We start from the raw sequence: 18,056 nt of genomic DNA on the forward strand, positions 1-18,056 counted from the left end.
ATCCAGCTGGCTACCCGGCGCATCAACTGGGGAGAGGACCGCGTCATGTTCTACGACGAACATGGCCAGCTGGTATCGATACTGGCCTCATGGACGAACGTGGATGAGCCGGACGCGTTCGCGCAGGCTGCGGCGGGGCGCTCCGCCTTTCGTGTCGACGACCTTCGGAGGCTGCGCGCGCTAATCGACGACCTGAGGCCGGAGGTCCTGGGGCGTGTCAAGTAAATTACGCCGCCAATGTAAGTTAAATTACGCCGCATCAGATTCGCGTGAGCGCGACGTGCGTAGCAATATACCCACAATATCGCGATTTGGCCGGCGCATTCGATTGCGCGCCGACCTTGACATTGACGTGTGTGCGGCATATTTTAGATTACACACTTTGCACCGGTGCAGCGATCTTGACCAAGCCCGATCCAAAGCTGGAACGTCTCAGGCGCCTCGGGGTACTGAATCCCCATCCCGAGAGGGTGCAGGCTTCCTGGTTCCAGTCGAGCGATTTTTTCGACGCCCGCGACTTGATTCAAGTCAAGTACGAGATGCTGCGCCATGTCAGCGTCGACGGCGCATCGAAGGCCGATGCTGCGGCCCTGTTCGGCATGTCACGGCCAACCTTCTATCAGGCCGAGGCCGCGTTTGCTCGCGATGGCTTGGCAGGACTCGCTCCGAAGCAGCGTGGGCCCAAGGGAGCGCACAAGCTCAATTTCGAGGCGATGGCGTTCGTCGAACGACATCTCGAAGGCGATGGCGCGATTCACGCCCGGGCGCTAGCCGAGCAACTGGAATCCGAGCTCGGCATCTCTGTCCACCCCCGCAGCATCGAACGCGCAATCGCGCGCAAAAAAAAACCGTAGAGCCAACCGTTGCCGCCGTCCCCTTCGCGCAAGCCTTGACCGCCGCTTACGAGGCCCTACGCGATGCGGTGATCGACGGCACCCCGCGCGCCGAGGGCGCCGCAGCGCTGCGCTATCACGGGATGCTGCATGGACTTCCTGTACTCGTGAAGTCAACGGCGGCCATAGACGCTACCTCGCGTCACCAGGCGCAGCGTATGGACGCCTTTCCGGCTGGCGACGAGTTTGTGCGTTTGCTGGCCAACCTCGTTCTACGGACCCATTCGGAGCTCGCCCATGTCTACTGAACGGTATCAGAAGGTTACGCACGACCACTTGCGCCGTGATGCCTTCCTCTATGTGCGGCAATCTTCACTACGCCAGGTCTTTGAGAACACCGAGAGTACGAAGCGCCAGTATGCTTTGCGTGAGCGCGCCGTGTCACTGGGCTGGCCCATCGAACGCATCCACGTTATCGACACCGATCTTGGGCTGTCCGGTGCAAGCGCAGAACACCGGGACGGGTTCCAGCAACTGGTTTCGGAGGTCGCCATAGGCCACGCCGGCATCGTACTCGGACTTGAGGTATCTCGTCTGGCGCGCAACAACGCCGATTGGCATCGGCTCATCGAACTTGCGGCACTGACCCACACCCTGATTCTGGACGAAGACGGGGTCTATGATCCGGCTTACTTCAACGACCGCCTGCTGCTCGGCCTGAAGGGAACCATGAGCGAGGCGGAGCTGCACGTGCTGAACGCGCGGTTGCAGGGTGGGATGCGCAACAAGGCGCGACGTGGCGAACTCGAACTGCCACTTCCCGTCGGGCTGGTCTACCATCCAAACGGATCGGTTGTGCTCGACCCCGACCAGCAAATCCACGCGAGCCTGCGACTGCTGTTCGATACCTACCGGCAAACGCACTCGGCAAGCATGGTGGTACGCCGCTTCCGTCGCGAAGGCTGGTCCTTCCCGCGCCGGATCCGCCGCGGCATCGGCAAAGGCGAAGTGCACTGGGGCGCACTGAACACATCGCGTGTTCTACAGATCCTCCACAATCCCCGATATGCCGGTGCCTTTGTGTACGGTCGGACGAGAATTGGACGCAAAGCCGACTTGACGAGCACGCAACTCAAGGTCGCGCAATCCGACTGGCAGGTTCTCATACGAGACGCCCACATCGGTTACATTGACTGGGACGAATTCGAGCGCAATCAGGTGACGCTTAGGCAAAGCGCGAATGGCTTCGGTTCGCTCGTGCGAGGTACGGTCCCTCGCGAAGGGGACGGACTGCTGCAGGGGCGCGTCATCTGCGGTATTTGCGGCAATCGCATGCGTGTGCGCTATCAGAAGGTAAGCGACAGGATGGAGCCGTACTACGTATGTCACGACGTCGCTGCTCACGATGCGGGCAAACCATGCCAGTCGATACGTGGGCGTGCGATCGATGATGCAATCAGTGCGTTGCTCCTGGAGACAGTTGGGCCGGCAACCATCGAAGTGGCGCTCGCAGTCGAGGACGAGATCGCCGGACGTATTGAGCAGGCCGATTCCATGCGTCTGAAGCAACTGGAACGCGCACGATACGAAGCCGAACTCGCCCGCCGTCGCTACATGAATGTCGATCCAGCGAACCGGATGGTTGCCGATGCGCTGGAAGCCGATTGGAACGATCGCCTACGTCGACTTGACGTGCTGCAGCAGGAACACGATCGCCAACGCCGGTCAGACCAGGATCTGCTTGGAGATGAGGCTCGTGCGCGTATCCGCGCTCTTGCAGATGACTTCGCCGCCGTCTGGAACGATAGGCGCGTCGAATCCATCGAGCGCAAGCGAATGCTCGGACTGCTTATCGAAGACGTCACTCTTGTGAAGTCAGAGAAGGTCTCGATCCACGTGCGTTTCCGGGGTGGCCGGACGACTTCACTGGCGGTCGACAATCCCAGGCCGATGGCACTTGTACGCAAGACACTACCGGCCGTCGTGACGGTTATCGATGAGCTTCTCGAAACGTGTACCGATCAGCAGGTCGCCACGCGACTCAATGAACTTGGATATACAAACTGGCAGCAGCAAGCATTTACCGCCAGGAAGGTTGCGCTGGTGCGGACCACCTATGGATTGCCGAGCCGATTTGAGCGACTGCGCTCGCGCGGTCTGCTTACCGGCGCCGAGCTCGCCGCGCAGTTCAAAGTGAGCCAGACCACCATCCATCAATGGGGTCGCCAAGGACTTCTACGGCGGCAGGTTTACGGGCATGATCACCGCTGTCTGTACGAACCTCCGGGGAATGTCCTGCTCGTAAGAGGCGCGGGTGGACGCAAAGCAACACAAGCAACCTTCATCGCCGCTCCAACTACCGGACAAGGTGCAATGTGAAACCTACTCCTTGCTCTGCGGACTTCTGACAGGTGTCGTGACGGGCTTCAGGCCGATTTCCCGCGAGAACGTCAGCGTCTCGTCGGCAATGTAGCAGGAACCGTTGTCGCTCAGCCACTCGATTTCGCTGTCAGCCTTCAACGCACCGGCGAAACGGTTTTCGACCGCCTGAAGCATCACGTCGCGCACCATGTCACCGGTGTAGCCGCCGGTGCTCGCAGCCCAGCTCATGGCTTCCCGGTCGCAGCAGTCCAGTGCGAAGACGACGCGCAAGGGGGCACCGTCGTCGCAGCGGAATTCGAAACCGTCCGAGCACCAGCGCACGTTGCTTTGGTCCACCGCGACCTTGCCATCGTGCCGACGCGTAGACGGGGCATGACGAGGTCGGCGTTCGAGCAGCAGGCCGTGGCGGCGCATGACGCGATACACCCGTTTTGCATTGACGCGAGGTTCGCCCAGCGCGTCCCGGCTTCGCCTCAACAGCGCCCATGCACTTTACTGCTGCGCAACGTGTGCCGGAACAGCTGCTACATCGTCACCGGTGTCATCCTGTTCGCAACTCCCGGCTATACCTCTGCCTCGACCGGATTGAGCGTAATCGAACACGCAGGCGTTGCCATGGTCGTTGCCCCATTGAATCCGCAGCCGCCCCTTTTGCGGCACACCGCGCACGAAAATCATGCCGCCTTGTCCGACCCATCCCATGCTTTCCCCCTTCTCGTTCAGCACGTTGGCTCCCATCGGTGCAACGTTGCCGCTCGCAGTCTTTACCCGCATCAGCATCGGCATACCCTGCTTCGTCGGGAATTTCGTCCTTACTACCGCCCCCGCTCGCGGCACAACGTCCTCGCTGGTGCTCTCCAGCTCAACGTCATCCGGTAAGAGTTGAGGGTCAAGCGTGATCGTATTGCTTCGATATGGCGTGAGATAGGGCACCACGGCATATCCCGAGCTATCGACCTTCACGCCCGGCGCATTCGTAACAGCAGCGTCCTTCGCGCCATCGGCCTCGATCAATGCAACCGCGTCGTCTGGATCAATAGCCTGTCCCAAGGTAATGCCACCGGCGTGCCCAATTATCGAACCCGACACACCAAGCGCTTGCTGGTTCGCGTCGTTACCGACTGATGCGGACGCATTTGCCGAACCGCGGCCGCCGTTGTAACTGCCAGATACTCCGAGCGAAGTCGCTCGAGTACCTGCGCCGCCGCTATAGCCAGCATTCAGGCCGTACGACCAGGCATTGTTGGTACCCGCCGTGCCACTTGTGCTTGTCTGCAGCGATGTCTGATTGTGGCCAATGCTGACAGATGCGTTCAGGTCGCTAAAGACTGGCTTGCTTTCGATCTGACCACCAAACGGTATCGACACACTTACGTAAATCTGGTTGTCCTGTCTGCCGGACGAATCTCGTGTGCGCTGGACGGATATGTTATAACTTCCCCATCTCGCGCCGTTTGAATACCCGATCTGAAATTGGAGATCTCGCCCTCCGCGGTTCCAGTAATCGACGACACTACCCATCGCATACAGTGAGCCACTTTCGCCCAACCGTTGGCTCACGGTCAGTTGCGCCCGGTCTCGGGTCCGATAGGCTCCATCCGTATAGATGCTTCCATAATTCCGGATGTTACTACGCGCCTGCATCGCTTCGGCAAGACTATAGTAACCCGACGTCGAATAGCGATAAGCGGCCACTGTTAGGCTCGTATTAGTTTGAGGCAGAATCTTGGCATAGCTTACCCGCCAGCTGATTCCCTGTCGGATCGGCACGCCCGGCAGTGACGTGCGTGCGGACGTTATATCCAGCGCAAATGCACCGATTGACGAATTGAGCGCCGCCCCGAACAAACCGGCCACATATCCATTAGCCGCCACAAACCCGGTGTAGCCCGTGATCAAATTGCTCAGACCGCGTTGATAGATGACTTGCGCGACGTACGGATGCCCATCGCCGTGCCCCCATTGAGTACGATACTGACCTGCCGCGATGCTGAAGCGACTACTGCCCGCGCGCAGCAGCTGAGGTACACTGGCATAGGGTACGAAGAACATTCGTTGAGACCCGTTAGCCTCAGTCACCGTTACCTGAAGATCACTGCCATATCCAGTCGGATTCAAATCACGGATTTCAAAAGGGCCAGGCGCCACCGTCGTCTGATAGATCACGTAGCCGTTCTGGCGAACTTCGACTTTCGCGTTAGTCTGCGCCACACCCCGCACGACCGGAGCGTATCCTCGCAGTGAGTCCGGTAGCATGCGGTCGTCGCTGGCGATCTGGACACCACGCAGTTGGAAACTATCGAATATCTCGCCACGGGTTGAGTTGTCGCCGACCGTCAGTGTCGATTTCCACTTCGTCAGATCATGCTGTGCGTAGGTTTCGATGGACCGCCACTGTGCGCCGATGCCTCTCGTATAGTCGAGCGACATGCGTTCCCGTAACCGCCAGCCCCCGTAGTTCATACCAGCCACCATTCCCAAATACAGGCTGTTGTCGGTACGACCATAGGCCGATGAACGGTAGACGTTCATGTCGTAGCGTAACATTCCGGCCGTGATGCCACTATCCCAGCGCGATGGACTTACCTCACCACGTGCCATGTTGCGTAGATCGGCTTGTGGCACGCTCAATTGTAGGTGCTGGCTCGACCCGTCGTACTTATAAGATGCCGACGGAATGCGCACTCCCAGATCAATACATTGTTGTGCGTTGTCTCGGGTTGCTTCAGGCCAATGGCTTATGTCGACCCCGGCAGCATCTAACAGCGAACGCGTCAAGCAGGGTTCAGCACTTTTGTTACCGCTCCTGAGTTCGAAATGCACCTCGCGGCGCCCGAGCGGTGAGTCGTTCAAATACAAATCGACATCGTATGTGCCAGGCAGCACCGCGTTTCCGCTCGAAAAGCGGCGCACGTCCACCGCCGGCCCGACCATAAAGCTGGGATCGAAGTCCACGACCGCGTTAGGAGACTCTGATGCTTGTGCTGCCCCCCAAGCCTGGGGCATACCAATCGACAGCAGGATCCCAACCCACATAGCGATCGGCCTCATTCTATAACAAGGACTACTATGCATATCGATATCTGTTACGGACGTACGCGATGTTGCTATCGGTATATTGCTCGCAAGAATATTTGAATAAATGCGATGGCGTCAGGTGAAACGCATGTCCCGACTACTGAACGGATGCCGTCCCCTTGCTCGAAGCGCCATAGTCATTGACGACAGAGTAGTTGACCTGCATCGCACCTTCAGGCCGACTCCTCGTGTTCTTCAGCGAAAAATCGGCCGACTTAAAGGCCTCCACCATGCCTTGGCCGGCATCGACTGCACCTCGTGCGGTTCTCAGCGAAACCTGACCAAACGACACCGCGTATGGTGCCGGGTTGTCGGCATGGAGTACCCATTCATCGTTTTCACCCGGCCGTATCGTCCACTTGATCTGCGCAGGAACCTCATCGGGACGGCCTCGTAGCCCCGCCGGTCGGAAGAACACCTTGATGCGCGTTCGGTAGGCAAGCTGCAGTAAGCTTTCTCCTTTCGGGGCCTCAGCTTTCGGCGGAATCTCCAGCACGTTGAGCCAGTACACGGACTCGCGATCCTGCGGCAACGGCTCCTGCGTGTACCGCAAACGCATGGTTTGCCCCTTGCCCGGCTCAACGCGAAAAACAGGGGGAGTCAGCGTGAAGGGAACATCGACGTCTTCAGGCTTTGCAGACGCATTGCCAATATCGAGCCACGCCTGCACAAGCACCGGTCGCTTGCCCTTGTTGAGCGCTTGCACTCCGACTTCCCTGCTTGAAGCCGGATAGACGATGCGCGTACTCGGAAGCACAATATCCGCGTGGGCCATCATCGGCAGAAACGCAGCGGCCATGCAGGCATGTGAGAGACTCCCTGAGAAAATTCGACGGATCGACACTGTTTCTCCTTGAATGAGCCGGACACGTCGACGGCAGACCGTCCGCCGCCAGTACGCGTGCATTACTGATAATTGAGCGAGTACGTTACGTGACTCTGCACAGGTCCTGCCGTGGCTGCACCGTCGACGGCGACGTATTTCGCCCTGTAATCCATCGATGCTGACCCGCTGACAACCGGCGTCGATTTCACCGTCGATGCATTACCCACGGTAATCGGGGAACTGTCCGAGTTCATTAGTTGAATTTCTACATTCTTTGCGGCAGCGGTATCATCACTCTGATTCTTTAGGTTGCCGGTACTCGCGTCGAGGCTTGCATTCGCCTCAAACGCAGCCGCCACCGCTTTCGTACCGCTCGAACAGTCGCTTACCTTTATCGTGAACAATTGCGAACCGACCGCATCTCCCGGTTTTGCCAAAGAATTGGCTGATACTGTCGGCAAAGGCACATTCAGGTTTTTGCTGGTGGCGTCAACAGTGCAGGTTTGCGCCGTCACGATTCCTTGAAAATCCACTTCACCGTCCGAAGCGTAGGCCGACACGATTACGCCCATTCCCAGCAGCAACGCAGCGCTCGCGTTGAGCACGTTCTTTTGCTTTGTTTTCATAAAAATTTCACCTATAAATCTGTAGATCGGCGCGTTATTGAAACGTCATCTTCACTCGTAATTCAGCGTCCATGTCACGTGGCTGGCAACATTCCCCGCAATTGCGGCGCCACCAACCGCAATGTAGTTCGCGGAGTAGTGAAGATTGGCCGAGCCGTCGTCTTCGATCGTAGTCGGTGTGATGCTCGACGGGTCTCCCACTTTGATGACGTTGGCATCCGCTCCACGCAACTGGAGCTGGACGTTTTCCGCACCGCCATCAGTGGCACTGTCACTGTTCTTGAGATAGCCAGTGGCTATGTCGACATCAGAGCCTGGCTCGAAACTCGCCAGCACCTTGGCATCTTGACCCGTCGCACAGCCCTTGAGTTTGATAGTAAATGCCTGACCACCGGCAGTGCTGCCATCCTTGTTTAGTGCCTTTTCGGATACCGTCGGAAGCGTAATAGACAGCTTTTTGGTCGAAGTATCTACCTGGCAGGTCTGTGCAGAGATTGTCCCCGTAAACGTAACGGTACCGTCCGACGCGTGAACTGACGTCATTGTGCTCACTCCTCCAAAAAGAACGGCACCAGCGAGCGCAAATTGACGTAATCGTGATTTCATGGATAGCGTCCCCCTCAAAAGAATAGGATTTCATTATTTCATTGGTTGCGGCTCACGTGTCTCAGCACACACTGAAAAAGACTCGGATATGTCCGAGTCTCGATTCGACCGCGTGCCTGGGGGCATCGCAAGTTGCGACATCGCTCATATTTCTCTTGCCATAGCCGAACACTCGGATTTTTCCGATAAAAATTAGGCCATATCCCACAGGCGTGCATTGTTTGCTGCTGCATACTATATATGGTGAAATATTAAATCATAATCGCATTTGCTTTAAAAATGGCATGCCTGCTATCCAATTTGTTGATTTATTTCGAGCAGCTCGACTCGAATAAGCGGGGAAACGTCGGGCGGCATGCAGAGTTTCAGTCTTTTCTGACGGGTAAAACGCTAGTTTTGTACGCCGATGAGTAAATAATTATGATATGGAACCGCAGGATCGGGAGGGCTGAACCGAAACAGCCAGGCGCAGCTGACGCTCTCCTCGTGCAAGACCGAAAAGCGCATTGCCTTGGAATGCTCATCGCGGCGATAATCGGTGTCTGGGGCGCCGCCACGTATGCAGCAGCGCCCCAGGTCGATGGTGTCGGTCCAACCCGATTGCTAAATCTACCGTCTCCTATTTCCGTGCCACGCGATGCCCCCCCCGGAACTCTGTTAACCGATTGGATTAAATCACCGGAAGATGGAGAAACATACTCGTGGACAACCAAAAATAGCATATTCGGTGACGGGGTCGGCATGGACCTTCATTACATAGGGGGCAATGCATCGGTAAATGACCTGGATGATGTTGTTGAACCTCCGGAGAGCGGAGGTCGTGTCCAGGTAAGAAAAACCAATGTTCCCGGCATCGGCTTGGCACTATCTACGCGGGTTCATAACACTGCGTGTGGAAGCGAGTGGACGCCCTTTAGCGCTGCAAGTGATAATGGAGGGATACTTCTCTACCAGGAATTTTGCAAACATCAAACAAACGGTAATTTCAAGAGCGGCAGCCAACTGGCTGTTGCGCTCGTGAAACTCGCCGATCAAGTATCACCTGGCACCGTTAGTGCGACTTCTGTGGTCCAAGGGACCCCATGGAATAACGATCGCAAAATGTCTGGCAGCCCGACACCGACTACGTACAAAATAACCGCGGTTCAAATTACGCAGTCGACTTGCCAAACGCCCAATGTCCCAGTCGATATGGGCACGGTCTCGGCAGGGGATTTCGAGGGTGTCGACACCAAAACCACGCCGAAGGATTTCAAGATCATGTTGAAAAACTGTCCGGGGGGTATGAACAGCATCAAATATCAACTGGACCCAACTACTCCGATCAAGGATAAGTCCAACTCGGTGATCACCCTCCAAGCTGGCGGCGCCACGGGTGTTGGGCTGCAACTGATGGACAATTCGGGCAGCGCGGTGCCGTTGCAGGAGGCTATCCCAGTTAGCGATTACCACGGCAGCGGCGGAAACTTTACCATTCCGCTGAAAGCGGCATACTACCAGACTGATTCGAAAATTACGGGTGGCGCAGCCAACGCGGCGGTCGACTTTACGATGACGTATGAGTAACTAAAGTCGACCGGCCAAAATTGACCCAAGACGTTTCTTGTAGCCATTTGGCAAGTGAGTTCTCTTTTATCTTAGAGGCAAGGAGAACTCGATGAAGAAGCGATTTACCGACGAGCAGGTCATCCGGATCTTGCGCGAGGCCGAGAGCCGGGACGAGCCGGTGAAGGATCTGTGCAAGCGCCACAACCTGATTAACGCGCGGCATGCTTTACGTGCCAGCGTCAATCAACAAACGCGCATCAGCGACAATCAAAAAAGCGCGTCAGTCAATAAACACTTGCCTGCGTCAATCAACATCGGCATCATCAACCTTGCCGCGACACTCTCATCTTGTTTGTCGCGCCACACGCAGAGAAAAACGAATTGTTCGGAGCCGACTGTGTAGCCATGCGAGGGTACGCTCGACGACCCAGCGTGTCTTGCCAAGGCCGCTGCGGTGAGGCTCTCCACGGCGAGCGATCTGCGTGGCGATACCGGCAGCGTGCAGAAGCTTGCGATATTTGCCGTGGTCGTAGCCGCTCGCTTGCACGACGACGAGCTTTGACAGCGGCCGTCCACGCTTGCCGCGAATGGGAGGAATGGCCCTGATCAGAGGCAGTAGTTGAGCGACGTCGTTGCGGTTGGCGCCAGATCGGTGGGATAGGGTCCTGTTTTTGACCTGATCCCACTGCGCGAATGGAGGAAGAATCGATAACCACGCGAGACCAGTCGATGCGATCGGCCGCTCGAAGTTTCGTCAGCAGCACCTCGTGCAGCCGGTCCCAGGCGCCTGCCTGTTACCAGTCGCGCAGTCTGCGCCAGCAACTCATGCCCGAGCCACATCCCATTTCCTGCGGAAGCATCTCCCAGGGAATGCCGGATTGCAGCACGAACAGGATGCCGGTGAGCACGGCGCGGTCGTCGTGCGGCTTGCGTCCCGGGTATCGCGTGCGGCGTGGCTTCGGTGGTGGCAGCAGCGGTTGGATTAGTGATCACAATTCGTCATCGAGTATCGGTTTTGCCATAACCCCCTCGTCAGCGAAACGACGAAGAGGTTAACAGAGCGTGCGCCGGGTTAGCAGCCCCCGCTACTCATTTTGCTAGATCCTGTAACGGCTGAAGGGAAAACGATCCAGTCTGGAGGCGTGTAGGCGTTCCTGCTGCCGGGCTTCGTCTACTCGCCCGACGAGCTCAAGCAACTGCACGAGAAGGAGCCGAAATGATCTTCATGAAATCCGCGTGGCCGTATTTGCTGACAGCGCTGCTCGGCGCGGCGGTCGGTGCCGGCGTCGAGCACCTGATCGGCGCGCGCCTGCTCGCCGACGAGCAGGCAGCGCGCTCGGCGGACGCGCAGCGGCACGCGAACGACCTGACGACGATCTCGCACGCGGCGCTTGCCGCGGAGCAGCGCGCGATCGCCGCCCACGACGCTGCCGCGTCGCAGGTGGCCGTCATTGATGCACAACTCACGAAGGAGCGAACCGACCATGAAACCGAAAATCGCAGCCTGCGCGCTGTTCTGGCTGCTGGCACTGACCGGCTGCGCGTCGCCGTCCGCAACTGTACTGCAGCCGGTGCCGACGGTCTGCCCGGAGCTGCCAGCGCCGCCGGCGTGGGCAATGGTGCCGCCGCCGTTGCAGACATCGACCCAGCGGTTGCGGAACGCGTTTTTGGGGTCGCCGGCGACGACCAGCGCGAAATCGACAAACTGAAGGCGGTGCAGGCATGGGCGTGCGCGGTGCGGCCGGCGACGCCCGGCTGCCAGTGAATTCGATTGCTTGTGAGGCTATTCGAACCTAGAAAGAGGTGGCCTCACTCGTTCGGACAGTTTTCTGAGATTTTTAAGTGGAACGTCCGAGGCAATCATGCTGCCGATTTGATCGCAGGCAGCGTAGCGAAGTATGCCTCATCCGGCGTCCGATCCGCCAGGCTCGAATGGGGCCGTTTTCGGTTGTACAGCTCGATGTAGTCGCCGATGGAGCGCCGGGCATGGCTGACCGACTCGTAAGCTCGCAGGTAAACCTCTTCGTACTTGACGCTGCGCCACACGCGTTCGACGAACACGTTGTCGCGCCAGGCCCCTTTACCGTCCATCGACAGCCGCACGCCTCGACCCAGTACGGCCTCGGTGAACGCGCCCGCCGTGAACTGGCTGCCCTGATCGGTGTTCACAATGTCCGGCAGCCCGTAGCGCGCGAACGCTTCCTCGAGCGCCTCGACGGCGTGCACTGCTTCCAGCGTGATCGCCACCCGGTGCGAGAGCACCTTGCGACTTGACCAATCCACTACTGCCGTCAGGTACACGAAGCCTGTAAGCGCGAATTTAACCCCACCTAGAATCGAAAGCTGAACGAGCGCAGGCTTGCGTCCGCAACTACAACTTGCGGACGCAACCGATGACACAGAACGAAGTTGATTTCCTGCCACTGCGGGTGACCGGCGTGACCGCGACGGGCAAGCGCAGGTTTGACGCCGAGGGTAAGCGCAAGCTGATTGAAGCCTGCCTGCAGCCGGGCGCGTCAATTGCCGGACTGGCGTTGAAGGCGGGTGTGAACGCGAACCAGCTGCATAAGTGGATTCAATTGCGCGAACGCGCGAATGCTGCTGTGACGGCGTGCGTCGAGCCCTTGCCATCGGCATTCGTGCCGGTCGTTCCGATCAACGAGGTGGCACCGGTGCGCACGAACCCCGAGCCGGTGAACGTACGGCGAACGTCACACAGGTACGAAGCGGCGAAACCGTACAGCCTGCATCGCATCACTTTCGACGATGCTGTTCGTGACGGCCTTTACCGGCGGATCTGTTTGCGCCGCGGCATCGAATGGACAGCCGAGGGTGAAGCAGCATGGGTCAAGGAAATCCGCGCATCGTATGTACGACGCAGCGACCAACGCGGAAAGGCTGGAGCCGCTCTCGTCGCGCGCGGCGGGCTTGCGTGCCCGCGTCGACCTGGATAAGGGCTACTGGTGGTCCAGTTCGAACCAGCAGCTTGTTGGCGTGACTGGTGTCGAGCGGCCGCTATCGGCGATGATCGACGATCCGCGATCGGAAGTGAATCTGCTCAATGAGCAAGGCATCACGACGGTGTTCAACTCGTACGGTTCAGGCTTACGCCTGTGGGGCATGCTCTCTGATTTCCGCGCCAATATCGGCGGCTAATCGCCATATCCCCCTGTGATTCCTCGCTTTGACCCGCTTCGGCGGGTCGTTTTTTTTAGCCTTCGTCAAAAGCGCTCCCGTGCGCGCAATTCGACAATGTGTGCTCTATCCCTACGGAGCACATCATGAAAATCCCGCTGAAATACCCCGTCAAACTCGCCACCGGTCAGACGCTCACGGAACTGACGCTTCAGCGCGGGAAGCGGAAAGACGCGGCCGCGGCGGCTAAATACAGCACGGACGCCGGCGACCAGGAAGACTTTTTGCTCGCGCGCCTGACCGACCTCACCGTCGAGGACATTGGCGAACTCGATCTGGCCGACTCGAGGCGACTCATGGATGCCTTTCGCTGCATGGTTGAGGAACGGGATACCGCCGTCGATGCAGGCGCCGCAGGCGCAGTTGCCGCGAACCCCTGAACCGCTGGATTCAGTGCTCCGACCATTGGATGAGCTGTTGCTGCTCGTGCTGAAGATGCAACCGTCCGAAATCGCTGATTTGGATTTGGACGACTACTGGCACTGGATCGATGCCGCGGAGCGCGAGATCAAGCGGCGCACGGACGTGCTGAAGGCGACGTCGTAGCGGCCGTTAGGCGGTACGGCGATTGAGGCGGCCGACGAGCCAAACGGCCGCCTTGATCGCAGCCGCAATGAGGTACGAGCCGGTCACGACGATCGGCCCCAACAGGGCAATTCCAAGAAACGCGACGATGCCGAAGATGACAGGCACCGACCACCACGGCAGTTCAACGCAGAGCCATACGGCGAGCGCGATGCCTGCGAGCGTGATCACTGTGTACGTAAGGCCTTCGGCGATGGACTGAATGTTCATGGGCGGATCGTAACTTTCCGGTAAGGGTATGGCAAGCGAGTTCTATATTGGCGTAAAGATCGGCGCAACGCTACTCGGCAGTTTTGGCGCCGCACTGCGGTAAACGACACGCCAACATCGGTCGGTGATGTTCCCGCGCCGACTTTTACGCTCGTCACCTTGAGCGCGAAGAGCGCATCCATCTGCCCGCCGACGATGACTGCCCCGATTGCGGCGGGCAACTCAAACCGCTGGGCGAAGACGTCGCGGAACAGCTCGAATACGTCCGGGCGCACTTCCGCGTGATCCGCCACCGCCGTCCGAGGCTGGCCTGCGCATGCTGCGATCGTATCGTGCAGGCCGCGGCACCGAGTCGACCAATCGATCGTGGCATCCCGGGGCCGGCGCTGCTCGCGCACATCGCCGTGTCGAAGTTCGCATACCACATCCCGCTGCATCGCCAGGCAGTCATGTACGCGCGCGACGGCGTCGAGATCGATCCGGGTGCAATGGGGTATTGGATGGGAAGCATCACGGCGCTGCTTGCACCGCTGGTCGACACCGTACGCCGATACACGTTGGCTGGCGGCAAGGTTCACGGGGACGACACGCCGCTGCCAGTGCTGGCGCCCGGCAACGGTCGCACAAAGACAGGACGCCTGTGGGTCTACGTGCGCGATGACCGGTCAAGCGCTTCCGAAGAGCCGGCGGCGGTCTGGTTCACCTATACGCCAGATCGACGTGGTGAACATCCCCAGCAGCATCTCGCGCACTTCGCTGGCGTGCTGCAGGCCGACGCGTTCGCTGGTTACGCCGAGCTGTATCTCGACGGTCGCGTCCAGGAAGCTGCATGTATGGCCCACGCTCGCCGGAAAATCCACGACCTGCATGCGGTGCGTCCCAACGCCGTCACCGAAGAGGCGCTGCACAGGATCGGCGCGCTCTACAAGATCGAAGAGCAGATCCGCGGCAAACCGCCCGATGAACGACGCAGAGTGCGCCAGGCACAGGCGGCGCCGTTGCTCGACGACATGAAGCGCTGGTTCGAAGCGACGCTCGGCACGCTCTCTGCGAAATCCGACACGACCAAGGCAATTCGGTATGCGATGAATCGCTGGCCGGCACTGGTCTATTACTGCAGCGACGGGCGGGACGATCGACCCAGATCATCGTCGATGACCTCGATATCGCGAAACCCGCGGCGCTTTGCTTCTCCCACGAGTTCGTACTGGCGACGCTGGCTCTCGAGATTCATCTGGACCTGGGCCTGCGTCGACTGACGGACATAAACTACTGCCTTGCGCTGGAGAAGGGGCGCCGGCAAACGATCAGCGTTCGTCATCGTCACGCTCCTTCCCGGTGGTTGCGCCGGCGGCTTGGATCAGCAGGCTTGCAAGATGCGTGATTACCTTTGCGCGTTGCGCCTCGTTCATTCGCTGAAGCTCGGCGTTGTCGAACACCATGTTCATCTGGCGCGGCGTCACCGCCGGCGATTGCGGTCGTGCTGGAACACCCCTTGGCAGTTGGCCCATTGCGTTTCTCCCGGACGATGGTGGAACCGTCCGGCGAGTTTGCTCGCAAGCGCCGATCAACAAGCAGCCGATGCAGTGCGCATAGCACCGCCACGGTAACCTTCGGCTCGCCGAGCTCCATGACTGAACACACGGCCCGATCGAGCATCCACGCTGCCACCACCTTGACTACGCCAGGGCCAGCGTCGACATGCACCACGCGGCCGCCGCTGCGATTCTCTACGTCTCGAACCTTGACGCGGCGACCATACAGCGGATGCCAACGATAATGGACTTCAACTTCCTGCCCGATATGGGCAGAATGAATGCGAGCTTGCGATCGGGAGGCGCAACTACTTGTTCGCCGGCGCCGACTCCGGTGGTGAACGGGCCGCCGCGATGTATAGCCTGATCGGCACCGCGCGCCTGAACGGCCTCGATCCGGAGGCGTATCTCGCCTACGTACTCGAGCGTATCGCTGACCATCCGATCAACCGCATCGACGAGCTCCTACCTTGGAGCGTGGCGCCGTCGCTGCCGTCTACCGCTCACGTCGAGCCCATCCGATAGCATCGCGGATACCCTCCGTCAACGACATGCGCTACGGTGCTGACCGGGTGCTTACCACCGATCATCAGGCTACCGAGAAACTCTCGGAAGACAGTGCGGTGACGGTTCCGTCATGCACCATGAATCGGAACTCGCCTTGAGGGCCGACCGCCGAAATCATGTTCAGCGAAAAGCGCTTGCCGGTCGCCTCCACTACCGGTGTGCAGCCCTGCGGCGCCCACGTCGTGCCAGTGTGATAATCCGAACGAATGTCCGACTCGTCGGCAAAGTAGATCGTTGCCCCGACTTCCCGAGCCTCGGCCCGAATCGCCGGATAGGTCTCGAATTCCCACTGGCGCACCAGCGTCGCGTCTTGTTGCCAGGCTTGGTACAGCGGTTTTTGCGCCGAGAAACCCAACAGCTTCATGATGCGGCTCACACCAGACAGCGCCAGCTTCTTGCCGAACTGCCGCTCAATCAGCGCGGCAATCAACGGCAGCGTCCACAGCCCGAATTCAAACTTGAACTGCAACGGACTGTGATCGCGTACCGCCTGCGCCAGCCACTGCATCTCTTCGGCGCTGACCTTGGGCGGTCGGCCTGGAATCGCCTTGGCGAGCAACGCGTTCGACCGCCATTGGCAAAGTCGGCCAGCCAACGGTAAACGCCGTGTTCGTGCACCCCATAAGCCGCAGCCACGCTGGCCACGTCCCGTCCTTCGCGTATGGCCTTTGCCGCCTGCTGGCGCATCGCCTGCAACGTCGCGTGATTCAGCTTCCGACCGTCCGATGTGCCTTTCGATTTCATCCATGCATTATCTCATGGCATTGACAATACTTTCTGGAAGGTTAGTAATTGCTCATTATGTTTTGCATAATAGAGATGATAGTGATCGCCTCATCGGATAGAATACTTCCGGCGGAATATCCAATGAAAAATTCGATTTCAATTGATTTGCCGCCAATTGCGCCCAGCCGGATAAAATCGCCCCCCCAAAGAAGCTCTTTGAATTCTGGAGCTACTAGCAGCAATATTGCATCAGTATGATTTGCGAGCGCCCTGAGCGTCGATACATTTGTACACTGGGCCAGCGGCCGAAAATATTCGCCACGAGGAAGATCAATTGACCGGCCGATTAATTCCCGCATGGATTCTTCTATCGGGGCCGATATAAGTGGATAATTTATCAAATCGCCAATAGAAATTCCACTCCGCAATAGCAGCGGATGGCCAGGTCGGACATATAGCGCCACGCTCACGGAAGGCAGCTGCTTTGTTGAGATTCTCGAATTAAGTGATAGCTCATGTTGATTCGTCACCGCCAAGTCAATCTTGTTTTCTAGCAATTTCTCGGCCAGTGATTTGCAATCCGAGACTTCAATTTTTACCCTTATTTCAGGATGCTCCTTGATGATATTGCCCAATAATTTGGGGAGCAACATATCCTCGCAATATGGCTCCATCCCTATGGTAACGCCAATATATTCAATGGCCTTTAGTGATTCGACGTCCACCATGAGGCAATCGACCTCGCTCAGCAAACGATGGGCGTGCTGGACAATTACTCGTCCTGCTCGAGTCAATATTACGCCGCGAGCAGTCCGGTCAAAAATTTTTATATCAAGCTCTTCTTCAATCGATTGAATACTCCTGCTCAATGCTGATTGGCTAATATGCGCTCGAACTGACGCCCTGGAAAAATTTTTCTCCTCACTCAAAATTACGAGATGCCTCAATTGTTTTGACTTGATGCTGAGCATAAAGTGGGGGAAATAAAAATTCTCGATGTCGCTTGAATTGTATAGATTAATATCGCGGTGCATTCAGCTACCGCATAGATTCAGGCGATAATTCATTGTAAAATTCTCAAATTCATATCACGCGACCACATGGCGGGAGGAATATTTTTTAAATTCCGGAACATTACCCGAAGTGGATAAGGGCGAGTCTGAAATGAAGCGCCTGGATATGCATGCGCTTCATGCCCCGGAAGATCTTTTCAGAACAATGCTCGTGTCGCTTTCCGCAGAGAATAGCAGATAGAAATTTCACGCTCGTACGAGATGTATTGACGTTTGTCATGAATGTGGCCGCGATTTGTAAAAATATGTCTGATGTATTTCGGCGA

15 protein-coding genes and 10 pseudogenes are annotated in these 18,056 nt (G+C 57.9%); 13 read left to right on the forward strand and 12 right to left on the reverse strand.

The genetic code is table 11. The features are described 5' to 3' along the window. Positions 1-21: 21 nt before the first annotated feature. From WS78_RS35125 to WS78_RS35140, 4 genes are all read left to right on the forward strand, one after another. Complete coding sequence (locus WS78_RS35125) at positions 22-225, forward strand: DUF5372 family protein (RefSeq protein WP_028222369.1); 204 nt, start codon at positions 22-24, stop codon at positions 223-225. Between the two features lie 176 nt (positions 226-401). After that, positions 402-854 carry a helix-turn-helix domain-containing protein gene (locus WS78_RS35130; protein ID WP_059581540.1) on the forward strand — a complete coding sequence of 151 codons (453 nt, stop codon included), beginning with the start codon at positions 402-404 and terminating at the stop codon, positions 852-854. 35 nt (positions 855-889) lie between these two features. After that, on the forward strand, positions 890-1,141 hold the full coding sequence (locus tag WS78_RS35135) for a hypothetical protein (protein ID WP_059581537.1): 252 nt from the start codon (positions 890-892) through the stop codon (positions 1,139-1,141). Continuing rightward, entirely contained in the window at positions 1,131-3,212 is a 2,082-nt protein-coding gene (locus WS78_RS35140; RefSeq protein WP_059581534.1) for a recombinase family protein, read from the forward strand. The genes WS78_RS35135 and WS78_RS35140 overlap by 11 nt, the downstream gene beginning before the upstream one ends. 12 nt (positions 3,213-3,224) lie before the next feature. Here WS78_RS35140 and WS78_RS35145 read toward each other — a convergent pair. The 5 genes and pseudogenes from WS78_RS35145 to WS78_RS35165 all read right to left on the reverse strand — a co-directional run. After that, positions 3,225-3,701 (reverse strand): annotated as a pseudogene (locus tag WS78_RS35145) (DDE-type integrase/transposase/recombinase); the annotation flags it as partial. Between the two features lie 6 nt (positions 3,702-3,707). Then, positions 3,708-6,170 (reverse strand): fimbria/pilus outer membrane usher protein, encoded by a 2,463-nt coding sequence (locus WS78_RS35150; RefSeq protein WP_394335901.1) that lies wholly within the window; start codon positions 6,168-6,170, stop codon positions 3,708-3,710. Positions 6,171-6,390: 220 nt separating this feature from the next. Next, positions 6,391-7,137, reverse strand: a complete 747-nt coding sequence (locus tag WS78_RS35155; protein WP_226377343.1) for a fimbria/pilus periplasmic chaperone — start codon at positions 7,135-7,137, stop codon at positions 6,391-6,393. A 62-nt stretch (positions 7,138-7,199) separates the two neighbouring features. Next, complete coding sequence (locus WS78_RS35160; protein WP_082717273.1) at positions 7,200-7,745, reverse strand: fimbrial protein; 546 nt, start codon at positions 7,743-7,745, stop codon at positions 7,200-7,202. Between the two features lie 51 nt (positions 7,746-7,796). Further along, positions 7,797-8,288 carry a fimbrial protein gene (locus WS78_RS35165; RefSeq protein ID WP_063889482.1) on the reverse strand — a complete coding sequence of 164 codons (492 nt, stop codon included), beginning with the start codon at positions 8,286-8,288 and terminating at the stop codon, positions 7,797-7,799. Between the two features lie 804 nt (positions 8,289-9,092). Between WS78_RS35165 and WS78_RS35170 the strand changes: the two genes are divergently transcribed. Both WS78_RS35170 and WS78_RS36885 read left to right on the forward strand, forming a co-directional pair. Then, the gene (locus WS78_RS35170) at positions 9,093-9,917 is read left to right on the forward strand and encodes a fimbrial protein (RefSeq protein WP_197419416.1); all 825 of its coding nucleotides are present in this window, start codon (positions 9,093-9,095) and stop codon (positions 9,915-9,917) included. A gap of 91 nt (positions 9,918-10,008) precedes the next feature. Continuing rightward, positions 10,009-10,107 (forward strand): annotated as a pseudogene (locus tag WS78_RS36885) (transposase); the annotation flags it as partial. Between the two features lie 156 nt (positions 10,108-10,263). On the opposite strand, the pseudogene WS78_RS35180 reads toward WS78_RS36885, so the two are convergent. After that, a pseudogene (locus tag WS78_RS35180) lies at positions 10,264-10,882 on the reverse strand (transposase); the annotation flags it as partial. A gap of 242 nt (positions 10,883-11,124) precedes the next feature. On the opposite strand from WS78_RS35180, the gene WS78_RS35185 reads away from it, so the two are divergent. After that, the gene (locus WS78_RS35185; protein ID WP_059584133.1) at positions 11,125-11,664 is read left to right on the forward strand and encodes a lysis system i-spanin subunit Rz; all 540 of its coding nucleotides are present in this window, start codon (positions 11,125-11,127) and stop codon (positions 11,662-11,664) included. Between the two features lie 95 nt (positions 11,665-11,759). On the opposite strand, the pseudogene WS78_RS35190 reads toward WS78_RS35185, so the two are convergent. Further along, positions 11,760-12,206, reverse strand: a pseudogene (locus WS78_RS35190) (transposase); the annotation flags it as partial. An 86-nt stretch (positions 12,207-12,292) separates the two neighbouring features. Between WS78_RS35190 and WS78_RS35195 the strand changes: the two are divergent. The 4 genes and pseudogenes from WS78_RS35195 to WS78_RS38085 form a co-directional block, all read left to right on the forward strand. Beyond that, positions 12,293-12,613: pseudogene (locus WS78_RS35195) on the forward strand (transposase); the annotation flags it as partial. A gap of 52 nt (positions 12,614-12,665) precedes the next feature. Further along, positions 12,666-13,019: pseudogene (locus WS78_RS35200) on the forward strand (phage tail sheath subtilisin-like domain-containing protein); the annotation flags it as partial. A 161-nt stretch (positions 13,020-13,180) separates the two neighbouring features. Then, on the forward strand, positions 13,181-13,474 hold the full coding sequence (locus tag WS78_RS35205; RefSeq protein ID WP_059584119.1) for a phage tail assembly protein: 294 nt from the start codon (positions 13,181-13,183) through the stop codon (positions 13,472-13,474). A 37-nt stretch (positions 13,475-13,511) separates the two neighbouring features. Then, positions 13,512-13,640, forward strand: coding sequence for a hypothetical protein (locus tag WS78_RS38085; RefSeq protein WP_257789126.1), 129 nt, complete (start codon positions 13,512-13,514; stop codon positions 13,638-13,640). Between the two features lie 6 nt (positions 13,641-13,646). Here the strand turns inward: WS78_RS38085 and WS78_RS35210 are convergent, their stop codons facing one another. Continuing rightward, positions 13,647-13,889 (reverse strand): hypothetical protein, encoded by a 243-nt coding sequence (locus WS78_RS35210; RefSeq protein WP_059584115.1) that lies wholly within the window; start codon positions 13,887-13,889, stop codon positions 13,647-13,649. A 155-nt stretch (positions 13,890-14,044) separates the two neighbouring features. On the opposite strand from WS78_RS35210, the pseudogene tnpC reads away from it, so the two are divergent. Beyond that, positions 14,045-15,016, forward strand: a pseudogene (gene tnpC, locus WS78_RS35215) (IS66 family transposase); the annotation flags it as partial. Between the two features lie 2 nt (positions 15,017-15,018). Here tnpC and WS78_RS38495 read toward each other — a convergent pair. Together WS78_RS38495 and WS78_RS35225 are read right to left on the reverse strand one after the other, a co-directional pair. Then, positions 15,019-15,210: pseudogene (locus WS78_RS38495) on the reverse strand (recombinase family protein); the annotation flags it as partial. Continuing rightward, entirely contained in the window at positions 15,197-15,400 is a 204-nt protein-coding gene (locus WS78_RS35225; RefSeq protein WP_082717573.1) for a hypothetical protein, read from the reverse strand. The pseudogene WS78_RS38495 and the gene WS78_RS35225, both read right to left, overlap by 14 nt. Positions 15,401-15,712: 312 nt before the next feature. Here WS78_RS35225 and WS78_RS35230 point away from each other — a divergent pair. Then, a pseudogene (locus WS78_RS35230) lies at positions 15,713-15,949 on the forward strand (transposase domain-containing protein); the annotation flags it as partial. Between the two features lie 14 nt (positions 15,950-15,963). Here the strand turns inward: WS78_RS35230 and WS78_RS35235 are convergent. Further along, positions 15,964-16,735 (reverse strand): annotated as a pseudogene (locus tag WS78_RS35235) (IS630 family transposase); the annotation flags it as partial. Between the two features lie 41 nt (positions 16,736-16,776). Next, positions 16,777-17,751, reverse strand: coding sequence for a LysR family transcriptional regulator (locus WS78_RS35240; protein ID WP_082717571.1), 975 nt, complete (start codon positions 17,749-17,751; stop codon positions 16,777-16,779). Positions 17,752-18,056 lie beyond the last annotated feature (305 nt).

Source organism: Burkholderia savannae (assembly GCF_001524445.2).
Lineage (GTDB): Bacteria > Pseudomonadota > Gammaproteobacteria > Burkholderiales > Burkholderiaceae > Burkholderia > Burkholderia savannae.

What these genes read in the sequence shown, in the direction of transcription:
- WS78_RS35140 (WP_059581534.1), top strand. Translation starts at nt 1,131, where the DNA reads ATGTCTACTGAACGGTATCAGAAGGTTACGCACGACCACTTGCGCCGT.
- WS78_RS35160 (WP_082717273.1), bottom strand. Translation starts at nt 7,745, where the DNA reads ATGAAAACAAAGCAAAAGAACGTGCTCAACGCGAGCGCTGCGTTGCTG.
- WS78_RS35165 (WP_063889482.1), bottom strand. Translation starts at nt 8,288, where the DNA reads ATGACGTCAGTTCACGCGTCGGACGGTACCGTTACGTTTACGGGGACA.
- WS78_RS35170 (WP_197419416.1), top strand. Translation starts at nt 9,093, where the DNA reads ATGGACCTTCATTACATAGGGGGCAATGCATCGGTAAATGACCTGGAT.
- WS78_RS35185 (WP_059584133.1), top strand. Translation starts at nt 11,125, where the DNA reads ATGAAATCCGCGTGGCCGTATTTGCTGACAGCGCTGCTCGGCGCGGCG.
- WS78_RS35205 (WP_059584119.1), top strand. Translation starts at nt 13,181, where the DNA reads ATGAAAATCCCGCTGAAATACCCCGTCAAACTCGCCACCGGTCAGACG.
- WS78_RS35210 (WP_059584115.1), bottom strand. Translation starts at nt 13,889, where the DNA reads ATGAACATTCAGTCCATCGCCGAAGGCCTTACGTACACAGTGATCACG.
- WS78_RS35225 (WP_082717573.1), bottom strand. Translation starts at nt 15,400, where the DNA reads ATGGGCCAACTGCCAAGGGGTGTTCCAGCACGACCGCAATCGCCGGCG.
- WS78_RS35240 (WP_082717571.1), bottom strand. Translation starts at nt 17,751, where the DNA reads ATGCACCGCGATATTAATCTATACAATTCAAGCGACATCGAGAATTTT.